The following is a 21,653-nucleotide window of genomic DNA, read 5'->3' as shown; positions in this document are numbered from 1 at the left end:
TTTTGACACAATCATGAATGTATCAAACACATGTACCGAACATTTATGCTTTGTGTCAATACAATTTGAAAGGATACCCAAGATGACACGCCACATGCACAACCCCGCCCTCTTGCTGCTGAACGATAGCCCCCGGCTGCCGATGATCGCCGCGCTGGCCGTGCGGTTTGCGGCGACTGTCACTATGTGGGAACGACAGCGCCGCAGCAGGATTAACCTGTCGCAGTTGGATGACCGGTTGCTGAAAGACGTTGGTCTGACGCGCTCGCAGGCCAACCGCGAGGTCAAACGCTATTTCTGGCAGTATTAACCAATCCCCAGTCCCAAACGGGACCTCTTCCTGGGCCGGGTTTTCCCGGCCCTTTTTTATCCGAACGCCGCTGCGGCAGACCCAGCAGGCGGCAAGGAATAGGTCATTGTGGCCCGCGCCACTGGTTTTTCGGCGCCTTCCGAGAACATCAGCACATCGCCCACGGCAAGTGTCTTGCCCAATTTCAGCAACGTGCACCGCGCGATCATATCCGCCTCACCATCAGGTTTGCGCATAAAGTCCATCGAACACCCGGTGGTGACGGCCAGCGACTGCCGTCCTTTCAGCGCCAGGATCAATGCATAGACGCTGACGTCGGCCAAGCTGAACATGGACGGTCCTGACACCGTACCCCCCGGTCGCAGATGCCTGTCTTCGACTTTGAGCCGCACGGTGATCGAGTTTTCTTCCACATCTTCGATGGCAAAGTCACGCTCGACCTGCGGAAACACTTGGGCCAAATACTCTGACAGCTGTTCACGGTTCAAAACCAACGACATACTTCCCCTCCTCGACTTGCCGCCCTAGAGTTGGCCTCACATCAGATCGGAGGGCAAGATGGGAATTCTGGAACGTAACGACACAGGCGGCGTCGCACGGCTGAAAATGAACGCGCCTGAGCGTCTGAACGCCCTGAGTGACGAGATGCTGGCTGCCCTTCAGGCCGAGTTCGATGCCTTAAGCGACGACAGCAGTATCCGCGCGGTGATCTTGTCCGGCGAAGGCAAGGCATTTTGCGCCGGTCACGACCTGAAACAGATGACTGCCGGTCGCCAGAGCGAAGATGGCGGCAAGGCCTACTTTCAGGATCTCTTTTCCAGATGCGCCAAAATGATGTTGTCGATCCAGTCCCTGCCCCAACCTGTGATTGCGCAGGTCCACGGCATCGCCACAGCTGCCGGCTGCCAGATGGTCGCGACCTGCGACCTTGCAATCGCGGCCGAGGGGACGCGGTTCGGCGTGAACGGCGTCAATATCGGGCTGTTTTGCTCGACCCCTATGGTTGCCCTTAGCCGCAATATCCCCCGCAAACAGGCGTTCGAGATGTTGACGACCGGCGAGTTTATCGCTGCTGACCACGCGGCTGAACTGGGGCTGATCAATCGCGTCGTGCCCGAGATGCTGTTGGAGCATGAAACCAACGCGTTGGCTGAGCAGCTTGCGGACAAGCTTGGGTCAGCCGTCAAAGTCGGGAAAGAGGCCTTCTACAAGCAGCTCGAAATGCCAATCGAACAGGCCTATGCCTATACCGGCGAGGTAATGGCGCAGAATATGATGCATCGGGATACCGAAGAAGGGATTTCCGCATTTATCGAAAAAAGACCGCCAAATTGGGACCAATAACGCGATTGTCAGGGGAAAATTTCGCCACCGTTCGCATTTTTATTCTTTTCAAAAGGGCAACACTGTGGCAATGCTGAGACAAGGCTTCGGCCTCAGATACGCTTTTGGGTCGCTGTAAGCGGAAGGTCCCTCCAAGCTGGTTTCTCTCACCGGCGTTGACATTCCCGCTGCGGCGACCCCAAGTACCCCCACAAAATGTAAGGCTTCAAAGACTGCACGCAGGCCATGTTGCGTTGTGCGATGCTCTGCCCTATGTGGCACCTCATGACACAGAAATTGCATATCGTGGGCGGCGGCATGGCCGGGTCCGAAGCGGCCTGGCAGGCGGCGGAAATGGGCGTAGATGTGGTGATCCACGAAATGCGGCCCAAAGTAGGCACGTTTGCGCACCAAACCGGAAATCTGGCCGAGATGGTGTGTTCGAATTCGTTCCGCTCGGATGATGATGAACAGAATGCGGTTGGTCTGCTGCATTGGGAAATGCGCGCGGCCAATGGTCTGATCATGACCACCGCAGATGCGCATCGCCTGCCCGCAGGTGGCGCACTGGCCGTGGATCGCGATCCTTTTGCAGAGGCGGTCACCGCGAAATTGTTGGCGCATCCTCGTGTCGAGGTCACAGGCGAAGAGGTTACCGCCCTGCCCGAGGACGGCCACTGGATCATCGCGACCGGTCCTTTGACCTCATCCTCTTTGGGTGAATCGATCCGTGCGGAAACCGGCGCCGAGGCCCTAGCCTTTTTCGATGCGATCGCCCCCATCGTCTATGCCGATAGCATCGACATGAGCAAAGCGTGGATGCAATCGCGTTACGACAAGGGCGAGACCGAGGAAGAGCGGACCGCCTATTTGAACTGTCCGATGGATCGGGATCAGTACGAGGCGTTCATCGACGCCCTGCTGGCTGCTGATAAAACCGAGTTCCACGAAGGCGAGACTGCCGGGTATTTTGATGGGTGCCTGCCCATTGAGGTTATGGCGGAACGGGGCCGCGAAACACTGCGCCATGGGCCGATGAAGCCGGTGGGTCTGACCAATCCGCATCAGCCGGACGTGAAACCTCATGCCGTGGTGCAGTTGCGGCGCGACAATGCCCTGGGCACACTGTTCAATATTGTCGGCTTTCAGACCAAGATGAAGTATGGCGCGCAGACCGAAGTGTTTCGGATGATTCCGGGCCTGGAAAACGCCAGCTTTGCGCGTCTGGGCGGGATTCATCGGAATACCTTCATCAACTCGCCGACATTGCTTGATGCGCAGATGCGTTTGAAATCAAAACCGAACGTCCGCTTTGCCGGTCAGATCACCGGTGTCGAGGGCTATGTCGAAAGCGCTGCCATGGGGTTGCTGGCCGGTCGCTTGGCGGCAGCTGAAATCCTAGATCGCACCCTGCCTGAAATCCCTCAGGACAGTGCTATGGGCGCGTTGATCCACCACATCACCGGAGGGGCCGAGGCCAAGACGTTCCAACCTATGAACGTGAACTTTGGCCTGTTCCGCCCTGTGGATGGCCTAAAAGGTGGCCGGCGGGGTCGCAAGGATCGCTACAAGGCCTATACCGACCGTGCCAAGGCGGAATGGACCGACTGGCTGGCGCATTGCTGGCTGGACGCGTCGTATGTTACCGGCCTAAACTGCGGACATGAGTGAAAAATACCTCAAGGACGCATACGGGTTGGAAACGCCCGAAGCCACCCGCGCACATTATCAGAAATGGGCCTCGTCCTACGATGCCGAGGTCGGGTCGCAGGGCTACGCGACCCCTGCCCGTGTCGCTGAGGCGCTATGGTCCAAGATGCCCGAGCCGCAGACACCCGTTCTGGACTATGGCTGTGGCACCGGGTTGTCCGGTAAAGCGCTGCATGATGCAGGGTTTCGGGTGATCGACGGCATTGATCCGACCCCGAAGATGCTTGAAGGGGCCGAGGCCAAGGGCGTTTATCGGTCCCTGACCACATTTGAGATCACCGACCCCAATCCATTGCAGCAAGACGCGTACCGGGCAATCACGGCCATCGGCGTCATTGGCACCGGTGCGGCGCCGCCCGAGACATTCGATCTGTTGATGAAAGCGCTGCCTAAAGGTGGCTTTTTGGCATTCTCGTTCAATGACCACACGCTGGCTGACCCCAGTTTTACCAGCCGCCTGTCCGATTGGCTGGACATGGGCGCGGCGCGGTTACTGTTTCGGGAGTACGGACCGCATTTGCCGGGAATGGACCTGAAGACTGACGTATATGTTGTTGAGAAATCGTGACATTTGTTACTCGGTTCGCCCCGTCTCCTACGGGGCCGCTTCACCTTGGTCATGCCTATTCTGCGTTACTCGCCAGTGATATGGCGGCCGCGGCCGGTGGTCAGTTCCTGTTACGGATCGAGGACATTGACCGCTCGCGCTGTCGCACGCATTGGGAAGATCAGATCTATGACGATCTGAGCTGGCTTGGATTGACCTGGCCAGCCCCAGTGATGCGTCAGTCCGAACGTTTGCCAGCTTACGAAGACGCGCTGAGAGAACTCTGGTCGCGCGGCCTGCTATACCCCTGCACCTGCAACCGCCGGGACATTGCCGCTGCAGCCGGAGCACCGCAAGAAGGCGTACCCCTGCACGGTCCTGATGGGATCATCTATCCCGGAACCTGTCGGCATGTATCCGAGAGGTCCGGTCCCATGCCAACCGAAACGCCCCTGCGTCTGGATATTGCAGAGGCGGCCGCTGCTACGGGCTTGTTTAGAACTGCCTCAGAAGCTGTTCACAAATCGAACTTTTTTATGGAATACGGTGTGGGCCCAAACGGCGAATCCGGGCAAATCGCGTTCACTGCGCAAGAACTGACGGACACTATTGGGGACGTGGTCCTGTCACGCCGCGACATGGGCACGTCCTATCATTTGTCCGTAGTGCTGGATGACGCGGCTCAGGGCGTTACGCATGTGGTGCGTGGGCAGGATTTGTTCGAGGCCACACGTATACATGTCTTGTTGCAAGCACTGCTCGGCCTGCCGACACCCGTATATCACCACCACAAGTTGATACGCGATGACACGGGAAAACGCCTTGCCAAACGGGACGACGCCCGAGCCATCGCCAAATACCGCGCCGAAGGTGCAACGGTCGATCAGATCAGGGCCATGGTCGGCCTCTAACCGCCCTATTCCATGGGCTTCATCAACTCAACTTCGCTACCGTCCCGCACAGCGGTGTAGAAACAGGTGCGCCGGTTCGTGTGACAGGCCGCCCCGGTCTGCCGCACCAGAACCAACAGGCAATCACGGTCGCAATCCACCCGGAAATCTACCAACTCCTGGACATGGCCCGAGGTCTCACCCTTAATCCAGAACGATTGACGCGAACGCGACCAATAAGTTACCCGGCGTGTTTCCAGCGTTTTTTCAACTGCTTCGGCGTTCATCCAGGCCATCATCAGAACTTCGCCTGAGGCTTCATCCTGCGCAATAGCGGGGATCAGACCGGCCTCGTTGAATTTCAGGCTGGATGGATCAAACGTGATGGTCTCGGACATTATAAAAACCTTTTGCATCCCGGTGCATGGCCACTATGTATGGGGAACACGCAACGAGGGAAAGCCATGTCCGGCGAGAACGACCTGATCAAGCTGTATTCCGGGCGCATTTTGGCCCTTGCCGCAGATATTCCGCATCTGGAGCGGCTTGAGAACCCTGATGCGACCGTCAAAAAGCGCTCGCCCCTGTGTGGGTCAACCGTCACGGTGGACGTCAAGGTTCAGGATGGTCGGGTGTCGGGATTCGGTCAGGACGTTAAAGCCTGTGCGCTGGGTCAGGCCTCGGCTTCGGTTGTCGGATCGGCTGTGATCGGCGCGACGCGGGCGCAGATCGAAACTGCGCGGGATCAGCTAGCGGATATGCTGAAAAAAGACGGCCCGGCCCCGGATGCGCCGTTTGACGGGCTGGAAGTCCTCATGCCCGCGCGCGAGTACAAGAACCGCCACGCCTCGATCCTACTAGCGCTGGATGCGACCGCTGAAGCGGTTTCGCAAGCCGAGCAGGCAAATTGCGCCTGAGCATGGTAATTCACCACAAACCAATCTAACCTCCGCGCAAAGTTGGGGGAGTTTTTGGTTTGAACAATTTGCTGGAACATTTCGTCACCCTTTGGGTGGTTATTGACCCGATCGGCACCATACCTGTTTTTATAGCGGTTACGGCGGGCCTAAGCGCCGCTGCGCGGCGTAAAACGGCCCTGTTGGCCGCAATCATCAGTGCCGGTGTTTTGCTATTCTTCCTTGTTTTCGGGCAGTTGTTGATCGAGGCACTGGATATTGGCTTGAACTCATTCCAGGTGGCAGGCGGGATCATTCTGTTCCTGTTCGCTCTGACCATGATTTTCGGTGAAAGCAAGCAAGACATCGAACAGCGCGCCGCCGAGGACGATCAGGAAGACAAGTTTCACCAGCACAACCCTGCAATATTCCCGCTGGCGGTACCGTCTCTGGCATCACCGGGTGCGATGTTGGCGGTGGTGATCCTGACCGACAACAGCCGTTACAGCGCGACAGATCAGAGCATTACCGCATTGGTCATGCTGTCGGTCGTGGCCATCGCCTTTGTTTTGATGTTGCTTGCCGAGCCTATCATTCGTCTGATCGGCCACTCAGGTGCTGCCATTATCAGCCGGATCATGGGCATGATCCTTGCTTCGGTCGCAGTAAATTCGGTTCTGTCTGCGATGTTGGAAATCTTCAAGACCGGGCAGCTATAAAAAAAACCGCCGCACCTTCCGGGCGGAAAGGGCGGCGGCAGGCAATGCGTGTCTCGTGTGGGATCCGGTTTTCCGCGCAGGGCCGAGGCATGGCCCTTTCAAGGGAATTGGGACAGGCAGGTCACCCTTGACTGAAATGGGGACGACAGCACGGTATTTTCGGCACGAGATCGCAGGCAGAAAGGGTCAGAACGTTCCGGGTAGGTGAAGAGCAACGACCAAAATAACCACCAGGGACACCGCGCCCGCCGCATCCTGCAAAAGCGTCGACTGCGAACGGCTAATGGCGGTTTTGATCTGGGTCAGCATGGTCTCACCTCCGGTCGGGTTTTAATCCTTTGTTGACCTTTTGTTCTCATATTTTGCCGAGTCGGTAAAGAACTTTTTGAGAACATTTGTGAACTTATGGGAACACTTTCGCTAACCCACTGAAATCAAACGGATTGCTTGATCCTGTTTCATCAACCACAACAGAACACGCACCGCCTGTCCCCGGTCCGAGGTCAGTTTTGGGTCCTTGCTCAACAGGTTGCGCGCGTCGGACTGAGCGACAGCCATCAATCCGGCCTGCCGCTCCAAATCCGCAATGCGGAACTTTGGCAACCCGGACTGGGCGGTTCCAATCAGGTCGCCCGCGCCGCGCATCTGCAGGTCCGTCTCGGAAATCCTGAACCCGTCCTCGGTCTCACGCAGAACCTCAAGACGTTTGCGTCCACCCTCGCTAAGTGGTGGTTGATACATCAGCAGGCAAGTCGAGTCCGCCTCGCCGCGCCCAACCCGCCCACGCAACTGGTGCAGCTGGGCCAGACCGAATATCTCGGCCCGTTCGATCACCATGATTGAGGCATTGGGTACGTTCACCCCCACCTCAATTACGGTCGTAGCGACCAGAACTTTTGTGCGACCATCCTGAAACGCGGCCATGGCTGCATCTTTGTCGGCGGCGGGCATCTGGCCATGAACCAGCCCGACCATTCCTTCGCCCAATACAGCGCGCAGGCGTTTGAAGCGTTCTTCTGCGGCTGTCAGATCCGAGACCTCGGATTCGTCGACCAACGGGCAAACCCAATAGCACTGCCGACCTTCATCAATCGCTTTTCGCAAATGCGCGACGACTTCGTCCATCCGGTCTGTGCTGACGATGGCCGTCTTGATCGGCTTCCGCCCTGGAGGCTTTTCATCCAAAACCGAGACATCCATGTCCCCATATTGCGCCAAGGCTAGGCTGCGCGGGATCGGCGTGGCCGTCATGACCAGAACATCGGCACCCTGCCCTTTTTCCGACAATTCCATCCGCTGCCGCACCCCGAAGCGGTGTTGTTCGTCAACAATGGCCAGCCGCAGGGCCTGGAACTCCACATCGCTTTGGAACACCGCATGTGTACCCACAAGAATCTGAATGTCGCCCTCTTTCAATGCTGCCAGTTTGGCGCGTCGTTCGGCACCTTTGTCGCGGCCCGTCAGGATTTCCAGCACCACGCCAGCCTCTTCCGCCAGCGGGCGCAGACCCTCGAGGTGCTGCCGAGCCAGGATTTCAGTCGGAGCCATCATCACACCCTGACCGCCCGCCTCGACCGCAACAAGCAGCGCCATGAAGGCCACCAGAGTTTTACCTGCGCCAACATCACCTTGCAGCAGTCGGTTCATCCGCGCGTCTGACCCCATATCCGCGGTTATTTCTTTGACCGCCCGCATCTGAGCGCCGGTCGGCTTGTAGGGAAGACTGGCTAGGACTTTGGACTGCAACGCGCCGGACCCGATACTCACGATCCCTCGTGCCTTGCGCTCGCGTTGACGCGCAAGGGCCAGCGTCACCTGATGCGCAAACAACTCATCATACGCCAGACGTTCCCGGGCGGGCGCATGGGTCGCCACATCATCTGCGCCTTGCGGATTATGTGCCGCGGTTATGGCCGTTGCCCAATCCGCCCAGCCGTGCTGTGCGACCTGTGCCGGATCAATCCATTCCGCTAGTTTGGGTGCCCGAGCCAGCGCACTTCGAGCCGCTTTGTAAGCTGTTTTTTGAGTAATTCCTTGCGTCAGGTGGTATACCGGCTCGAATTCGGGTATGTCGCGTGCATTTTCCACCGGCAGCATATGATCGGGATGAACCATCTGCGCCATGCCGTCAAAAAGCTCCAGCTTGCCCGAGATCACCCGGCGGCTGCCCTGTGGAAGAACCTTTTTCAGGTAATCACCCCGCGCATGAAAGAAGACCAACTGAAAATCTGTCTGCGAGTCCTCGACGTGAACGCGGTAAGCTCCGCCCCGATTGCGCGAGGGGCGATGGCTGCCGACCGTGACCTCAACCGTCAAAGTCGTGGGCAGATCGGCCCCTTTGATCGTATCCCGCCGTCGGCGGTCGACGACCGCATAAGGCAAGCCAAACAGCACATCGCGCGGCGACTCGATCCCCGCCTGCACCATGGTTTGCGCGGTCTTGGGGCCCACGCCCTCAAGCGTTTCCAACCCTGCGAATAGCGGAAACAGCGTTTCGGGACGGCCGCTCATGCGGTGCCGATCAGGCTCAGCCATTCGTCTTCATCCAGTGTTTCGATGCCAAGCTCGGCTGCTTTCTTGGCTTTCGATCCTGCGCCCGGACCCGCGACCAGAAGATCGGTCTTTTTGCTGACCGAGCCCGAGACCTTGGCCCCAAGCGCTTCGGCGCGGGCCTTGGCCTCTGCGCGGGTCATTTTTTCCAGCGTTCCGGTGAATACAACCGTCTTGCCCGCCACCGGGCTGCCCGAAGTATCAGGGCGTTTGGCGTCCTGAACCGTGAGTTCGTTGACCAGATCGTCAATGCTGGTGCGTTCGGCTTCCTGCGCAAAGGCGGACACCAGCGCGCGGGCCATCACCTCGCCCACCCCGTCGATCGCCAGCAGTTCGTCCCATTCGGGGCCTTGGAATTCAGCGGCGGCAGTCACCGCACGTTCGAAATCTGTCCAAACACCATAATGGTTCGCGATCAGATTGGACGCGGCTTCACCCACATGGCGGATGCCGAGGGCAAATAGAAGTCGTCCAAAGGGTATATGACGTTTTTCATCGATTGCAGCCCAGAGGTTTCCGGCGCTTTGCGCGCCCCAGCCCTTACGGTTTGCCAGCTTGTTCAGATTGGCCGCATCCCTTTTCTGCAGCGTGAATATGTCGACGGGCGTTCGGATCGGCAGATCGGGATCATCATAGAACATCTCGATCTGCTTCGCGCCCAAACCTTCGATGTCGAAGGCTTTGCGGGATACGAAATGTTTCAGCTTTTCAACGGCCTGCGCGGGACAAACGATGCCGCCGGTGCAACGCCGAACTGCATCGCCCTCTTCACGGACAGCATCGCTGTGGCATTCCGGGCAAGAGGTGGGAAAGACGTAAGGTGCGGCCCCCTCCGGCCGCTTTGAAATGTCCACATCTGCCACTTTGGGGATCACGTCGCCCGCGCGATAGACCTGCACCCAGTCGCCGACCCGGATGTCCTTGCCATCGCGGATGGTACCCCCCTTGGCGTCGCGACCGGCAATATAGTCCTCGTTATGCAGCGTGGCGTTGGACACCACGACGCCACCGACGGTGACCGGGTGCAACCGCGCAACAGGGCTAAGCGCGCCAGTTCGACCAACCTGAATGTCGATCGCCTCTAGCCGGGTCCAGGCCAGTTCGGCCGGAAACTTATGAGCAATCGCCCAGCGAGGCGTTGTGGAGCGAAACCCCAACCGAGCCTGAAGCGCCAGATCGTTCACTTTGTAGACCACGCCATCGATATCATAGCCCAACGTAGCGCGTTGCGCTTCGATACCAGCGTAGTGATCGAGCATTTGCTTTGTCGTTTCACACAATGCGGTCAAAGAGTTGGTCGAGAAACCTAAAGCTTCCAGCCGTTCGATGGCGCCCATCTGTGTTCCGGACAAAGGCTCTGATAGCTCGCCCCAAGCATAGGCAAAAAAGCGCAAGGGTCGGGATCGCGTGATTTTCGCATCAAGCTGACGCAACGATCCCGCAGCTGCATTGCGCGGGTTGGCGAAAGGCTTTTCGCCAAGCTCGGCCTGTCGGACGTTGAGCTTATCGAAATCATCGTGGGACATATAGACTTCGCCGCGCACCTCCAAAACATCTGGCGCGCCGTCGATGCTGTGCGGTATGTCCGCAATAGTGCGGGCGTTTGCGGTCACGTTTTCCCCGACTTCTCCGTCACCGCGTGTTGCAGCCTGGACAAGTTTGCCCTGTTCGTACCGCAATGACAGAGACAACCCGTCGATTTTCGGTTCGGCTGTGAAGGCCAAAACGCTCGTGTCATCCAGCCCTAGATACTTTCGGATCGAGCGGTCGAAATCCGCTACGTCCTCGTCATCGAACGCATTGCCCAGTGACATCATGCGCACAGCGTGCTCGACCTTGGAAAAGCCTTCCGCAGGACGGGCACCCACCTGATCCGAGGGGCTATCGGAACGCTTCAAATGAGGGAACCGTGCCTCGATTTCCGCGTTGCGCCGCTTTAGCGCGTCATACTCTGCATCAGAAATGTCAGGGGCATCTTCTGCGTGATACAGCGTGTTTGCCCGAGCGATCAGACCGGCCAGCCTCTTAAGCTCTGCGCGTGCCTGGTCTTCTGTCAGCTCGGTTATTGAAAGTGAATCGCTCATGCCCTCGCCCTGTCACGTCGTCTTTGATCCCAGTGATAGGGCGAGGGCATGGCTAGGTCCAGCCGTGCTGTTCAGTGAGTGAGGGGGCCGCCCTGGACCAGCGGCGACCGAATTTCACGAAAGGTCAGGCTCCAACCGCGATCCGGCGGTCATCTACGCTGTTGCTTTGGGGGTCTCGAAGGACATACCCCCTGCCCCAGACCGTTTCGATGTAGTTTTCGCCACCCGTTGCGTTGCTGAGTTTCTTTCGCAGCTTGCAGATGAACACATCGATGATCTTAAGCTCAGGTTCATCCATACCGCCGTAGAGATGGTTCAGGAACATCTCTTTCGTCAACGTGGTCCCTTTGCGCAGGCTCAACAGTTCCAGCATCTGGTATTCCTTGCCGGTCAAATGCACGGCTTTGCCTTCAACCTCGACGGTTTTCGCGTCCAGATTAACAGCCACACGTCCGGTATGGATGACGGACTGCGAATGCCCCTTGGACCGCCTGATGATCGCGTGAATACGCGCCACGAGCTCTTCGCGGTGGAAGGGCTTGGTCATATAATCGTCAGCGCCAAAGCCAAAGCCCTTGATCTTGCTTTCCGTATCATCCGCGCCCGACAGGATCAGGATCGGAGTTTCAACCCGGGCAATGCGCAGTTGACGCAGGACTTCGTGCCCGTTCATATCCGGCAGATTCAGATCCAGAAGGATCAGGTCGTAATCGTATAGCTTGGCAAGATCGATGCCTTCTTCACCCAAGTCAGTCGCGTAGACGTTCAGATTGGCGTGCGTCAGCATCAATTCGATGCTTTTGGACGTGGTGGGATCATCCTCGACAAGAAGTATACGCATTTACTGCTCCAGTTCGGGTCAAATTACCAATTTAAATTCAGCCTGTACAAAAATGGTTAACCTGACGTTACCGTTGAATCATTTATTCACGCTCATCTTTAGGTTGTCGATATTTTTTTAACGCAGTGACCTTCAATGCGTCTGTCCCGTGGTCAGCCACCGCGGATACCCACGAATTGAACTCTTCATCGCTGAGGCCGTACCGCTTTTTGGCATCTGATAGCGAAATCAGCCCATAAAGAACGCCGCGTACCACGATGATCTTACGAGAGGCGACCCATCTGGTCGTCTCGGCTGGTGGCAGATCAGCACGCGATAAAACCGTTCCATCAGGCAGGGTTACAGACCTTGGCCCTTCGACTTTGTGCAAATACATCTCTCGACCCTCTTTCAACTGCGACAAAGCTGCCAACAGTCTACTTAATGCCGTGTGAAACCGCCCCTTGAGAGTGTGTAGAATTTTCCTATATTCTGCCGGTCTTTCTTAACGCGCACTGGAATCGTCATGGCCCTCGATACCGAGACACCGCTGAACTCGCTTGGCTTTGCCAAACCCCCGTCGGAAACACGGGTGGTTGTGGCCATGTCCGGCGGCGTGGACAGTTCTGTTGTTGCTGCCTACCTCGCTGATCAGGGCTATGACGTGGTTGGCGTGACACTGCAGTTGTATGATCACGGCGCGGCGCTGGCTAAAAAAGGCGCGTGTTGTGCTGGTATCGATATCCATGATGCCCGCCGCGTGGCCGAAGAGCGCGGCTTTCCGCATTACGTTCTGGATTACGAGAACATTTTCAAGGACGCCGTGATCGATGAATTCGCCGACAGCTATCTGTCCGGCGCAACGCCTGTGCCCTGCATCCGCTGCAACGAGCGGGTGAAGTTTAAGGATCTGCTGGAAACTGCCAAGGACCTTGAAGCCGACTGCATGGCAACCGGGCACTATATCCAACGCAAGATGGGTGCCAACGGTCCGGAACTGCACAGCGCTGAAGACGCGAACCGTGATCAATCCTACTTCCTGTTCTCGACCACGCCCGAGCAGTTGGACTTTCTGCGCTTCCCGCTGGGCCACCTGCCATCCAAAGACGCTACCCGCGAGATGGCCGCGCAGTACGGCTTATCGGTTGCTGATAAGCCCGACAGCCAGGACATCTGTTTCGTGCCCAATGGCAACTATGCCAGCGTGATAGAGAAACTGCGCCCCGGCGCTGCCGAGCCGGGCGAGATCGTGCATGCCGACGGTCGCGTACTGGCCCAGCACAACGGCGTGATCCATTACACCATCGGTCAGCGCCGCGGGTTGGGGATCGGCGGACTGACCGAGCCGCTATACGTCGTGAAACTGGACGTGGACAAAAAGCAGGTTGTCGTCGGCCCGAAAGAGATGCTTGCCACACGCACTGTTCCCGTGCGTGAGATCAACTGGTTGGGGGACGAACCCTTTACATCGCGTGATGAATGGCATCTTTCGGTCAAAGTACGGTCCACGCGTCCTCCGCGTGAAGCGATCGTCCGGCCCCTGTCGGACACCACCGCTGAGGTCGAGCTGCTGACACCGGAAGAAGGCATCTCACCCGGTCAGGCTTGCGTGTTCTACGCCAACGAAGGCAGCCGCATCTTTGGCGGCGGCTGGATCTGGCGCGGGTATTGACGCAGGGTTCGCAGCAATAAATCTTTACCCAACGGTTTCAAGGCCTTATCCATTCATCAATTCGATGATTGGATGAATAAAATGCGCCTATTGATTGCTTGTTTGCTTGCCCTGCCACTAGTCACAACGACTCCGGCCACCGCGCAGGATAAAGATGACTGGGAATTCGTTGTTCGCGACAAAGACAGGTTGCAGGCATATTTCAAATGGAACGACTTCTACGTAACCATTAACTATGATCGCAAGGATGATAGCTGGCGGCTTCTTTTCAATCATCCGGAACCGCTTAATCTGGATGTATGGACCTATTTCGATCAAAACGACCCAACATCCTATGACGCGATAAATCGTGAAGCGGTTCTGAATTTTAACTATCTGGAGGTGTTTGACGAGAATGACGAATCTATCTTTTTAGCGGATAGAAGTATTTGCGATATCAGAGCCGAGTATAGCTGCGTACTTCATGATCAAGACTCCACCTTGATCATGGTTCCTCTGACGCTCGAGCAGGTGCAGACCATCGCGGCCGCGCAATACGGTAAAATCTATTACATCCAAGCCAAGAATCAGGAAGACGGCAGCTATGATCGGACAAGTTTCCAGTTCCCGCTGCGCCGCGAAGCGACCACGGCTGCTCTGGTCAAGATGCTGACGACGGCCGGGTTTGAAGCGCCATTTTTGGATGATACGCCACCGCCCCCACAAGCATCTGCATCGCAAAGCTGCGGTCCGGAGTGTTCGCATGTACTGCGCGCGGACAGCTTTGTGATCTGTAAAACGTCAGAACTGACCGATAACCTGCAAGACCTGGCCCGAGGTGTTGCCTCGGTTTCGAATTCAATCGATGACCTTGAACCCGTTGCAAAACTTGCGAATTCCGCCGGTTGCGTTTTGCTGAGCACGGCATTCGAGACCGGCGTGACAGTTGTGCAAAAAGACACCGAAGCCAGAAGCGTAAAGATCCAGTCTGGCATGCTAAACGGATGGGTCAGCGCATCGGTTGTTCAAGCGAACGGCGGCTGAGAATGCCGCCATCTATGGCTGCTTGGATCAGCAGTCGCTTGTCCACAGACAACTTGAAATAAGATCAAAGAACATCGGTCGGGCTGTTGGATAGAATATACAGCCCCACGCAGACCATGATGTAGGGCGCAACCCGCTCTAACCGCGCGGCGCGGGGGCCAAGTTTCTGCGCATGCGGTGCCCCCCATGCGGCAATTCCTGCCAAACTTGCCGAGGCAATCCCCGCACCGATCAGGGCCGCCAGCCGGAACTGGGCGTCAGAATCCGCCAGCAAAGGCGTCATCACCGCAAATGTATCGACCGAAAGGCTCAGGAACAGAGTGACAACCGACGCCACCTCGCCTCTTGGTATGTGGCTCTCGTGCCCGGTGCCGGAAACCTGTCGCCAGATACCCAGCAGCCCCAGACCCAACGGAATCACCCCAAGATATCCGATCCAATCTGGCAGACCGCTCTGGCTCAGACCGGTTGCGACGGCCAGTGCCAAGGCCAGAACAAGCGTCTGCGCCATGGCGAACCCCAGCAGGGAACGCCGCCGATCCATCACCAGAATCAAGCCAAGCAGTACGGCCAGATTGTCCAGATTGGTCGACACCATCACAACCCAGGACGAGGCCGCAAACAGCAGGTACTCAGCCATCTGCTTTGGTCATCCGGGCCAGAACGGCCTTGGCCGCGCGCAGGCCCGGCGCTTCCTGGCCGCGGCCCAAACGGTCCATGGTCAAATCCATCGCCTGCCGCTGCGCATCCGGCGCGGCGGCGACCTGTCGGAGGGCATCTGCGATCATCTCCGGTTGGCAATCGTCCAGCAGACATTCCGGAACCGCGTGGGTGTCGGAGACCAGATTGACCAGTGTCACGGTGTCCAGATTAACCATTTTCTTGGCAATCAACGTGGTCAGCCAGTTCAGATTGTAAGCAATCACCATCGGTGTCGCCTGCGCGGCCAGTTCAAGCGAGACCGTCCCTGACGCGGCCAACGCTAAGTCGGCTGCAGCAAACGCCGCGCGCTTTTGCGCCTGAGCCTGATCCGAGGGTAAATTGCGTGGATCAACGACAACAGGTGATCCGGGCCAGTCGCGGACATGTTCGGTCACTGCATCGACCATATGGGCAACTGCCGGAACCACAACGCGGGTATCCGGGCGATTCTCCAGAAACAAGCGCAGTGCCTCACCGAACACCGGGGCAAGCCGATCGACCTCGCCCCGGCGCGAGCCAGGCAGAGCCAGCACGAGCGGCGCTTGCCCCAAACCGTGCGCCTCGCGAAAGGCTTGAATGTCATGATCGATGGCAACCGGTTCCCCCACGACGGGGTGGCCGACAAAGTCGCATTCCATTCCCGCGCGTTCCATATAGGGCGGCTCGAACGGTAGCAGGGCCAGAACATGATCGATGACCTTGGCCATCTTGTCCGCGCGCCCTGGCCTCCAGGCCCACACGCTGGGGGCGACATAATGTACGGTCCGAATGCGGCTCTGTGCTTTGACCAGCTTTGCAACGCGCAGCGAGAAATCCGGACTGTCGATGGTGATCAACACATCCGGTTTGGTCTCCAGAACCGCCTGTGCGGTCTCGGCAATCCGCCGTTTGAGGTGGAAAAACTTGGGTAGGACCTCGACCAGCCCCATCACCGAAAGCTCGGACATCGGAAACAGGCTGTCCAAGCCTTGTGCTTCCATTAAGGGGCCGCCGACGCCGTGGAATTCCACCTCGGGAACCAGCGTACGTAACCCTTCCATCAGTGCTCCGCCAAGCCGGTCCCCCGAAGGTTCACCGGCAACGACGAAAACCCGCATCAGTTCGTCCGCTCGCGCACGTAGAGGAACAAACCCAGCCGATCGCATTCGGCAATCACTCGGTCTTTCTCAAGAACGAGAACACCGCCCTTTTCGATCACGATCCCCGAAAGACCGGCCGCAACCGCGCCCGAGACGGTATCCGGTCCAATGGCTGGCAGATCGGCACGACGGTCCTGGTCCGGTTTGGGAGCTTTAAACAGCACGCCGCCGCCTGCATCGGGGCGTTGCGTCAGCGACTGCAGCATCCAAGCGGTGCCAAAAATGTTCTCGATGGCCAGCGCCTGCCGTTTCAGGACCACGCAGGCCTGCCCGACATCCGCCGCACCCATCGCGCGCACAATGCCAGAGGCACGGTCGGCGTCAGCCAGATCCGCCTCGGACGGCTGCGCCTGTGTCAGGCATCCAAGTTGAGGCAACAGGTTCGGCGCGATTTCATGCGCGGCCTTCACCTCAAGCCCGGCCTCTTCAAAAATGCCAATCACCGCACGCAATGCGGCATCGTCCCCCGACATGATGGCCTGCTGCAGAATTGGTACCAGAGGCATCGTCGCCGCATCGATCCGCGCCGGGTCAATCGGTGGGCGTCCAACGGCACCGGCCATGCAAATCTGTGTCACGCCGCGCGCTTTGATCTCGGCGATAAAGCTACCGACCTGTTCCAAAGGAAACTCGATGTCCGGGGTCAGAGTATCGGGCCGAAACCCTTCCATCGCGCAGATGACCGGGCGTTCGCCCAATTGTGCGACGACCTCGCCCGGCAAAACGCCCGTTCCCGCAATCAGCGCCAGCATGAGTTATTTCCCCGGCGTCAGGAAAGACCGGTCCGAGTGGCCAGTCACGAAATCAACGATCCGTTGAACGTATTCGCTTTCGTTGTCGATCCCAACACGATGCGCCCGTTCCATGAACGTCCCGTCGCCCTTGGACAGTTCGCGGAAAGCTGCGCGCAAGGCAGCAATGTCTTCGCGCGACACGCCACGGCGCTTTAGACCAACAAGGTTCAGGCCGTCCAACTCACCCCTTGGGGCCTGGACCAGACCGTATGGAATGACATCATTCGGAACCATAGTAAGTGCGCCGATGATCGCGCCACGGCCGACGCGCACCCATTGGTGTAGGCCAGAAATTCCACCGACGATCACATCATCTTCGATAATACAATGACCTGCGGCACCCGCATGGTTCACCATGATCACACGATTGCCGATCTGAACGTCATGAGCCACATGCACGCCTGCCATAAACAGGCAATCGTCGCCAATCCGGGTCACACCGCCACCACCATCGGTTCCGGTGTTGATCGTGACATGTTCACGGATCCGGTTTCGCTTGCCGATCTCGAGGCTCGTGTTCTCACCGCCGAACTTCAAGTCCTGCGGTATCTCGCCAATGACCGAGAAGTTGAAGATGACCGTGTCTTCGCCGACCGAAGTATCGCCAGTCACAACAACATGCGATTTCAGCTCGACCCGGTCGCCCAGTTTGACCTGGCTGCCAACAAAGCAGAACGGGCCGATCACACAGCCCTCGCCGATCTGCGCACCGTCTTCAATGATTGCGCTTGGGTGGATGCCGCTCATGTCGTCTTTTCCATGTCCCAATCAACATAGGCCGAGAATTCGGCTTCGGCTGCGACTTCTCCCTCGACCGTCGCGCGGCCTGCGAATTTGAAGATTTTTCCGCCCTTCTTACCGCGCACGGTTTCAACATGCATTTCAAGCACGTCACCGGGGATCACTTTGCGGCGGAATTTGCATTTGTCGATGTTCATGAAATAGATCAGCAACTCGCTGTCGATCACATCCATCCCGACACCCAGCATCACGCCCGCGGTCTGTGCCATCGCCTCGACAATGGTGACACCGGGCATGATCGGCGTGCCCGGGAAGTGGCCCTGAAAATGCGGTTCGTTCATGGTGACGTTCTTGATACCAACCGCCGACTGGTAGCCCGAGATGTCGACCACCTTGTCCACCAGCAGAAACGGATAGCGGTGCGGCAAGATCCGCTGGATCAGCTGAATGTCTGCGCTTTTGGTTTCCGTGGTCATTGTGCAGTCGTCCCGTTATGGATTTCTCTTTGTCGCGTGGTTAGCAACACAGCGCCCCAAGGGCAAGCGAACCTATTCGCGGTCCTGGCTCTCAAGTTGGCTACCGTCGCCAATCAGTTCATTGATCCGCGCAATCGCTGCGTCAGTCACGTCAGTTCGATCCGAGCTGAGGAACACGTTGGATCGTTCGATCACGATCGATGCCCCGGACTCGCGCAAAAGCTCTATCAGAATAGGTTGTGCGAGTTCGAAAAAGGTCTGTCGCGCCTCTTCGCTCTGGCGGGCCAAGGCATCCAGTTTGGCGCGCTGGCCCTCGCGATGAGACTGAACCTTATTGTCAAACGCCTCGGCCAATGGGCGGAACTCTTCCGGCTCCAGTTCGGCGCGCTTTTCGGTCAGGTCTTTTTCTTCCCTGCTGAGTTCGGCAACGATGCGTTCGTTTTCTTCCGCCAGCAAGGCGCCTTCGGATTCAACCTGACGCAAAACGCGTTGGCCAAACTGCGACTCGGTGAACAGGCGGTCGCTGGATAAGGTCAGAACTTCGGCCTGCGGTACGCCCAATTGCTGGGCATGCACAACCGATGCGCCGATCAAAGCCAACAAAATGCACAGGGCCCGCAAAGGGCCCTGCACAATCGAGTAGATTGAATTTGACATCCGGGGATCAGAACCTTGCCTGAACAGTCAGGTCAAAGCTTTGTTCCTTGTCGAAGTCCTCTTTCTTCAAAGCTTTCGAGAAGTTGAAGCGCAGCGGACCGAAGGGTGTTTCCCACAGAACCGACAATCCGATGACGTGGCGAATTGATCCCCCTGCCCCAACGATGTTGGCACCAGCGGTATTCACGTTATCGATGTTGTAAAGGTTACCAACATCGTAGAACACGCCGCCGCGCAGGCCCAGTTCCTCGGGCAGACCCAGCGGGAAGTCGGATTCGAAACGCGCAACCCAGTAGTAGTTGCCGCCGATCGCATCGTCCTGACCGTTGGACAGGTCGCGCGGACCCAGACCGGCAGGTTCAAAGCCACGGAACGTCTGTGGGCCAAGCAAGAAGCGGTCGATCGTCCGGCTGAAGTCATCGCCGCGCCAATGCAGTGCACCCAGTTCCAGAGTGGCCCGCAACACGACCTCTTCGCTCAGAACGCGTGTCTGGGCGATACCGCGGGCGGTCGACTTGTAGAACTCGTTGTCGCCACCAAGACCGGCTGCATCAACGCCGACCTCGAACAGGACACCCGCATTTGGGTTCAGACCGCCGAGACGGCTGTCATAGACGTAAGAGACACCCAAAGTGCTGGACGTGCGCTTGCCCTGGTCGATTTCCGACGAGATGACAGCACCGTTTGTTTCGTTGTCCTGCTGCGTCATCTCGCTGCGGTCCCAGCCATATCGCAGACGCAACGACGACAGTTCGCCAATCGCATAGCTCAGCTGCGGATTAAAGAAGACCCGCTTTGTATCGTAGCTGGCAAAGCTCGAGTTGGTCGAAGCCAAACCCAGACCCAGGTCAAACTGCAACCTGCGACCCAACAGATAAGGTTCGGTGAAGTTCAGGATGTATTGTTCGGAATCCTGCGCGGTCGACAGGGTCACGCCCAGGTTTTGGCCGCGGCCCAGGAAGTTCGACTCGTTCAGGCCGATGGCGATCCCGAAGCCGTCCGAGACCGAGTAGCTACCACCAAGGCTCAACGAGCCGGTGGGTTGTTCCTCGACATCCACATCCACGATCACCTGGCTCGGCGAAGAACCCTCACGCGGTTCGACATCCGCCACGGCGAAGAACCCCAGCGCGCGGATACGTTCGGCGCTTTGACGAATTTCACGCGGATTGAACGGGTCCCCTTCGACAGTATCGAACTGACGGCGGATCACACGGTCCAGCGTTGTTGTGTTGCCCTCGATGTCGATACGCTCAACAAAGATACGCGGGCCACGGGTCAGAACAAACTGAACATCCAGTGTCAGATCACGCGGGTTGCGTGTCACGCGCGGTTCAACTCGCAGGAAGTCCACACCCTGCTTCAGACCCAACCGTTCCTGGCGCGCAATCGAGTTTTCGATCAGCGACGGCGAATAGGTGACGCCCGGTCTGATTTTCAACGCCGCTTGGTAAGCTGCCGGGTCCACGCCCGGGATTTCGCTGACGGTGCTGATTTGGCCGAACGAGAATTTCTGACCTTCGGTGATATTCATCACAAGGAAGAACGCGTCACGCTCGCGCGTGAACTCAACGTTTGCGCTGTTGACCCGGAAGTCCACGTAACCACGCGACAGATAGAAGTCGCGGATCACCTGCTTGTCGAACTCGATCCGGTCAGCGATGAACGTATCGCCCCGCAGGAAGGTCCGCAGGAAGTTCGCTTGCTTGGTTTCCAGAACGCGACGCAGGCGGCGATCCGAGAACGCTCGGTTGCCAACAAAGCTGACGCGTTCAACCTCGATCGTTGTGCCCTCGGAAATCTCAAAGACAAGATCGACCCGGTTGTCGCTGCGGCGGATGATACGGGGAATAACCGTGGCCGAGACGCGGCCCTGCGCGGAATAGATCGCAGCGATCTGATCGGCATCTGCCTCGGCGGACTGGGGCGTAAAGACCCGGCGGGGCTGCGAGTTGATAGCTTCCAGCAGAACGTCGTCCTTGACCCGGCGGTTCCCCTCGATGCTGATCGCATTGATCGTCGGGTACTCGGCTACTTCGATCACCAGAGTATTGCCGCGTGGCGTCAGTTCGACTGTTTCAAAAACACCACTGTCAAGCAAACGCTGAAAGGCGTCATTCAATTGTCCGGCAGTGACGGTCTGCCCCGGTTGGATACCTGTTCGGGCGATAATCGTGGACGTTTCGATCCGTCTGTTACCCTCAACATCGAACGAATTGATGGTGTAGCTTTGCGCCTGTGCGACCTCGGGTCGGAAGGTAAAGCCTGCTATAAAAACAAAGGAAAAAACTAGTAGCGTCTGCCACAAAATCTTGTTTGTTGGCTTCTGCCCCCCGCAGGATGTGCCTGCGCCTCGCCTATTAGTCATTTTTTTCTCTACCCAGAATTTTAGGACTTTATTGTTGAGTAGCGAGATTAAGTTTCCTTGTCAAAAGACGAAAAAACAAAGCGGCCCGGTGGGCCGCTGTTTGTCTGAGTTCAGATCAAAGTGAGAATCACAAACTGATCACGTAGGCGCATCCAGCCATCGCCAATGCGGTGGCGCCGAAAAACAGAAAGTTGTCCCAGTTCAACATGAACAGGACGCTAATGCTTTTGTA

General features: G+C 57.6%; 23 protein-coding genes. 9 read left to right on the top strand and 14 right to left on the bottom strand.

Going from position 1 to position 21,653, the window contains the following annotated elements; translation table 11 throughout:
* Positions 1 to 82: 82 nt before the first annotated feature.
* Positions 83 to 310 carry a DUF1127 domain-containing protein gene (locus ACR0MV_RS02140; protein WP_170424957.1) on the top strand — a complete coding sequence of 76 codons (228 nt, stop codon included), beginning with the start codon at positions 83 to 85 and terminating at the stop codon, positions 308 to 310.
* Positions 311 to 366: 56 nt separating this feature from the next.
* Here ACR0MV_RS02140 and ACR0MV_RS02135 read toward each other — a convergent pair whose 3' ends face one another.
* Positions 367 to 810, bottom strand: coding sequence for a PaaI family thioesterase (locus ACR0MV_RS02135; protein ID WP_480700837.1), 444 nt, complete (start codon positions 808 to 810; stop codon positions 367 to 369).
* 58 nt (positions 811 to 868) lie between these two features.
* Between ACR0MV_RS02135 and ACR0MV_RS02130 the strand changes: the two genes are divergently transcribed.
* The 4 genes from ACR0MV_RS02130 (at position 869) to gluQRS (ending at position 4,801) form a co-directional block, all read left to right on the top strand.
* Positions 869 to 1,654, top strand: coding sequence for an enoyl-CoA hydratase (locus ACR0MV_RS02130; RefSeq protein ID WP_480700836.1), 786 nt, complete (start codon positions 869 to 871; stop codon positions 1,652 to 1,654).
* A gap of 264 nt (positions 1,655 to 1,918) precedes the next feature.
* Positions 1,919 to 3,304, top strand: coding sequence for a methylenetetrahydrofolate--tRNA-(uracil(54)-C(5))-methyltransferase (FADH(2)-oxidizing) TrmFO (gene trmFO, locus ACR0MV_RS02125; protein WP_480700835.1), 1,386 nt, complete (start codon positions 1,919 to 1,921; stop codon positions 3,302 to 3,304).
* Complete coding sequence (locus ACR0MV_RS02120; protein ID WP_480700834.1) at positions 3,297 to 3,911, top strand: class I SAM-dependent DNA methyltransferase; 615 nt, start codon at positions 3,297 to 3,299, stop codon at positions 3,909 to 3,911. The genes trmFO and ACR0MV_RS02120 overlap by 8 nt, the downstream gene beginning before the upstream one ends.
* Positions 3,908 to 4,801 (top strand): tRNA glutamyl-Q(34) synthetase GluQRS, encoded by an 894-nt coding sequence (gluQRS, locus tag ACR0MV_RS02115; RefSeq protein ID WP_480700833.1) that lies wholly within the window; start codon positions 3,908 to 3,910, stop codon positions 4,799 to 4,801. Before ACR0MV_RS02120 ends, gluQRS begins: the two co-directional genes overlap by 4 nt.
* A gap of 5 nt (positions 4,802 to 4,806) precedes the next feature.
* On the opposite strand, the gene hisI is transcribed toward gluQRS, so the two are convergent.
* The gene (hisI, locus tag ACR0MV_RS02110; protein ID WP_480700832.1) at positions 4,807 to 5,196 is read right to left on the bottom strand and encodes a phosphoribosyl-AMP cyclohydrolase; all 390 of its coding nucleotides are present in this window, start codon (positions 5,194 to 5,196) and stop codon (positions 4,807 to 4,809) included.
* Between the two features lie 48 nt (positions 5,197 to 5,244).
* Between hisI and ACR0MV_RS02105 the strand changes: the two genes are divergently transcribed.
* Both ACR0MV_RS02105 and ACR0MV_RS02100 read left to right on the top strand, forming a co-directional pair.
* A complete protein-coding gene (locus ACR0MV_RS02105; protein ID WP_480700831.1) occupies positions 5,245 to 5,697 on the top strand; it encodes an iron-sulfur cluster assembly scaffold protein in 453 nt (150 codons plus the stop codon).
* 59 nt (positions 5,698 to 5,756) lie between these two features.
* Positions 5,757 to 6,395, top strand: a complete 639-nt coding sequence (locus tag ACR0MV_RS02100; RefSeq protein ID WP_480700830.1) for a MarC family protein — start codon at positions 5,757 to 5,759, stop codon at positions 6,393 to 6,395.
* A 186-nt stretch (positions 6,396 to 6,581) separates the two neighbouring features.
* Here the strand turns inward: ACR0MV_RS02100 and ACR0MV_RS02095 are convergent, their stop codons facing one another.
* The 5 genes from ACR0MV_RS02095 to sciP all read right to left on the bottom strand — a co-directional run bounded on the left by ACR0MV_RS02095 (position 6,582) and on the right by sciP (position 12,246).
* Positions 6,582 to 6,704: a hypothetical protein gene (locus ACR0MV_RS02095; RefSeq protein ID WP_280636808.1), complete on the bottom strand. Its 123-nt coding sequence runs from the start codon at positions 6,702 to 6,704 to the stop codon at positions 6,582 to 6,584.
* A gap of 111 nt (positions 6,705 to 6,815) precedes the next feature.
* Complete coding sequence (gene recG / locus ACR0MV_RS02090) at positions 6,816 to 8,906, bottom strand: ATP-dependent DNA helicase RecG (protein WP_480701232.1); 2,091 nt, start codon at positions 8,904 to 8,906, stop codon at positions 6,816 to 6,818.
* Positions 8,903 to 11,029: an NAD-dependent DNA ligase LigA gene (gene ligA, locus ACR0MV_RS02085; protein ID WP_480700829.1), complete on the bottom strand. Its 2,127-nt coding sequence runs from the start codon at positions 11,027 to 11,029 to the stop codon at positions 8,903 to 8,905. Before ligA ends, recG begins: the two co-directional genes overlap by 4 nt.
* A gap of 124 nt (positions 11,030 to 11,153) precedes the next feature.
* Complete coding sequence (ctrA, locus tag ACR0MV_RS02080) at positions 11,154 to 11,870, bottom strand: response regulator transcription factor CtrA (RefSeq protein ID WP_209223536.1); 717 nt, start codon at positions 11,868 to 11,870, stop codon at positions 11,154 to 11,156.
* Positions 11,871 to 11,952: 82 nt separating this feature from the next.
* On the bottom strand, positions 11,953 to 12,246 hold the full coding sequence (sciP, locus tag ACR0MV_RS02075; RefSeq protein WP_480700828.1) for a CtrA inhibitor SciP: 294 nt from the start codon (positions 12,244 to 12,246) through the stop codon (positions 11,953 to 11,955).
* Between the two features lie 129 nt (positions 12,247 to 12,375).
* Between sciP and mnmA the strand changes: the two genes are divergently transcribed.
* Positions 12,376 to 13,521, top strand: coding sequence for a tRNA 2-thiouridine(34) synthase MnmA (gene mnmA / locus ACR0MV_RS02070; RefSeq protein ID WP_170424994.1), 1,146 nt, complete (start codon positions 12,376 to 12,378; stop codon positions 13,519 to 13,521).
* Between the two features lie 81 nt (positions 13,522 to 13,602).
* The gene (locus tag ACR0MV_RS02065; RefSeq protein ID WP_480700827.1) at positions 13,603 to 14,544 is read left to right on the top strand and encodes a hypothetical protein; all 942 of its coding nucleotides are present in this window, start codon (positions 13,603 to 13,605) and stop codon (positions 14,542 to 14,544) included.
* 64 nt (positions 14,545 to 14,608) lie between these two features.
* On the opposite strand, the gene ACR0MV_RS02060 is transcribed toward ACR0MV_RS02065, so the two are convergent.
* The 7 genes from ACR0MV_RS02060 to bamA form a co-directional block, all read right to left on the bottom strand.
* Complete coding sequence (locus ACR0MV_RS02060; protein WP_480700826.1) at positions 14,609 to 15,184, bottom strand: hypothetical protein; 576 nt, start codon at positions 15,182 to 15,184, stop codon at positions 14,609 to 14,611.
* Positions 15,177 to 16,343: a lipid-A-disaccharide synthase gene (gene lpxB, locus ACR0MV_RS02055; protein ID WP_480700825.1), complete on the bottom strand. Its 1,167-nt coding sequence runs from the start codon at positions 16,341 to 16,343 to the stop codon at positions 15,177 to 15,179. Before lpxB ends, ACR0MV_RS02060 begins: the two co-directional genes overlap by 8 nt.
* Positions 16,343 to 17,137 carry an LpxI family protein gene (locus ACR0MV_RS02050; RefSeq protein ID WP_480700824.1) on the bottom strand — a complete coding sequence of 265 codons (795 nt, stop codon included), beginning with the start codon at positions 17,135 to 17,137 and terminating at the stop codon, positions 16,343 to 16,345. The genes lpxB and ACR0MV_RS02050 overlap by 1 nt, the downstream gene beginning before the upstream one ends.
* Positions 17,138 to 17,140: 3 nt before the next feature.
* Positions 17,141 to 17,926 (bottom strand): acyl-ACP--UDP-N-acetylglucosamine O-acyltransferase, encoded by a 786-nt coding sequence (lpxA, locus tag ACR0MV_RS02045; RefSeq protein WP_170425008.1) that lies wholly within the window; start codon positions 17,924 to 17,926, stop codon positions 17,141 to 17,143.
* The gene (gene fabZ / locus ACR0MV_RS02040) at positions 17,923 to 18,396 is read right to left on the bottom strand and encodes a 3-hydroxyacyl-ACP dehydratase FabZ (protein ID WP_170425011.1); all 474 of its coding nucleotides are present in this window, start codon (positions 18,394 to 18,396) and stop codon (positions 17,923 to 17,925) included. The genes lpxA and fabZ overlap by 4 nt, the downstream gene beginning before the upstream one ends.
* 72 nt (positions 18,397 to 18,468) lie before the next feature.
* Complete coding sequence (locus ACR0MV_RS02035) at positions 18,469 to 19,053, bottom strand: OmpH/Skp family outer membrane protein (protein WP_170425013.1); 585 nt, start codon at positions 19,051 to 19,053, stop codon at positions 18,469 to 18,471.
* A 7-nt stretch (positions 19,054 to 19,060) separates the two neighbouring features.
* Positions 19,061 to 21,421, bottom strand: a complete 2,361-nt coding sequence (gene bamA, locus ACR0MV_RS02030) for an outer membrane protein assembly factor BamA (RefSeq protein WP_170425016.1) — start codon at positions 21,419 to 21,421, stop codon at positions 19,061 to 19,063.
* Positions 21,422 to 21,653 lie beyond the last annotated feature (232 nt).

This window comes from Ruegeria sp. BC3 (assembly GCF_056539265.1).
Note: the sequence above shows the minus strand (reverse complement) of the source record. Positions and strands in the feature narration are given on the sequence as shown.

Excerpts from the sequence above, each read along its gene's own strand:
- trmFO (WP_480700835.1), top strand. The coding sequence starts at position 1,919 with ATGACACAGAAATTGCATATCGTGGGCGGCGGCATGGCCGGGTCCGAA.
- ACR0MV_RS02035 (WP_170425013.1), bottom strand. The coding sequence starts at position 19,053 with ATGTCAAATTCAATCTACTCGATTGTGCAGGGCCCTTTGCGGGCCCTG.
- ligA (WP_480700829.1), bottom strand. The coding sequence starts at position 11,029 with ATGAGCGATTCACTTTCAATAACCGAGCTGACAGAAGACCAGGCACGC.
- ACR0MV_RS02050 (WP_480700824.1), bottom strand. The coding sequence starts at position 17,137 with ATGCTGGCGCTGATTGCGGGAACGGGCGTTTTGCCGGGCGAGGTCGTC.
- bamA (WP_170425016.1), bottom strand. The coding sequence starts at position 21,421 with ATGACTAATAGGCGAGGCGCAGGCACATCCTGCGGGGGGCAGAAGCCA.
- mnmA (WP_170424994.1), top strand. The coding sequence starts at position 12,376 with ATGGCCCTCGATACCGAGACACCGCTGAACTCGCTTGGCTTTGCCAAA.
- ACR0MV_RS02065 (WP_480700827.1), top strand. The coding sequence starts at position 13,603 with ATGCGCCTATTGATTGCTTGTTTGCTTGCCCTGCCACTAGTCACAACG.
- ACR0MV_RS02130 (WP_480700836.1), top strand. The coding sequence starts at position 869 with ATGGGAATTCTGGAACGTAACGACACAGGCGGCGTCGCACGGCTGAAA.
- sciP (WP_480700828.1), bottom strand. The coding sequence starts at position 12,246 with ATGTATTTGCACAAAGTCGAAGGGCCAAGGTCTGTAACCCTGCCTGAT.
- ACR0MV_RS02060 (WP_480700826.1), bottom strand. The coding sequence starts at position 15,184 with ATGGCTGAGTACCTGCTGTTTGCGGCCTCGTCCTGGGTTGTGATGGTG.
- ctrA (WP_209223536.1), bottom strand. The coding sequence starts at position 11,870 with ATGCGTATACTTCTTGTCGAGGATGATCCCACCACGTCCAAAAGCATC.
- lpxB (WP_480700825.1), bottom strand. The coding sequence starts at position 16,343 with ATGCGGGTTTTCGTCGTTGCCGGTGAACCTTCGGGGGACCGGCTTGGC.
- fabZ (WP_170425011.1), bottom strand. The coding sequence starts at position 18,396 with ATGACCACGGAAACCAAAAGCGCAGACATTCAGCTGATCCAGCGGATC.
- ACR0MV_RS02120 (WP_480700834.1), top strand. The coding sequence starts at position 3,297 with ATGAGTGAAAAATACCTCAAGGACGCATACGGGTTGGAAACGCCCGAA.
- recG (WP_480701232.1), bottom strand. The coding sequence starts at position 8,906 with ATGAGCGGCCGTCCCGAAACGCTGTTTCCGCTATTCGCAGGGTTGGAA.
- hisI (WP_480700832.1), bottom strand. The coding sequence starts at position 5,196 with ATGCAAAAGGTTTTTATAATGTCCGAGACCATCACGTTTGATCCATCC.
- ACR0MV_RS02140 (WP_170424957.1), top strand. The coding sequence starts at position 83 with ATGACACGCCACATGCACAACCCCGCCCTCTTGCTGCTGAACGATAGC.
- ACR0MV_RS02095 (WP_280636808.1), bottom strand. The coding sequence starts at position 6,704 with ATGCTGACCCAGATCAAAACCGCCATTAGCCGTTCGCAGTCGACGCTT.
- ACR0MV_RS02105 (WP_480700831.1), top strand. The coding sequence starts at position 5,245 with ATGTCCGGCGAGAACGACCTGATCAAGCTGTATTCCGGGCGCATTTTG.
- ACR0MV_RS02135 (WP_480700837.1), bottom strand. The coding sequence starts at position 810 with ATGTCGTTGGTTTTGAACCGTGAACAGCTGTCAGAGTATTTGGCCCAA.
- lpxA (WP_170425008.1), bottom strand. The coding sequence starts at position 17,926 with ATGAGCGGCATCCACCCAAGCGCAATCATTGAAGACGGTGCGCAGATC.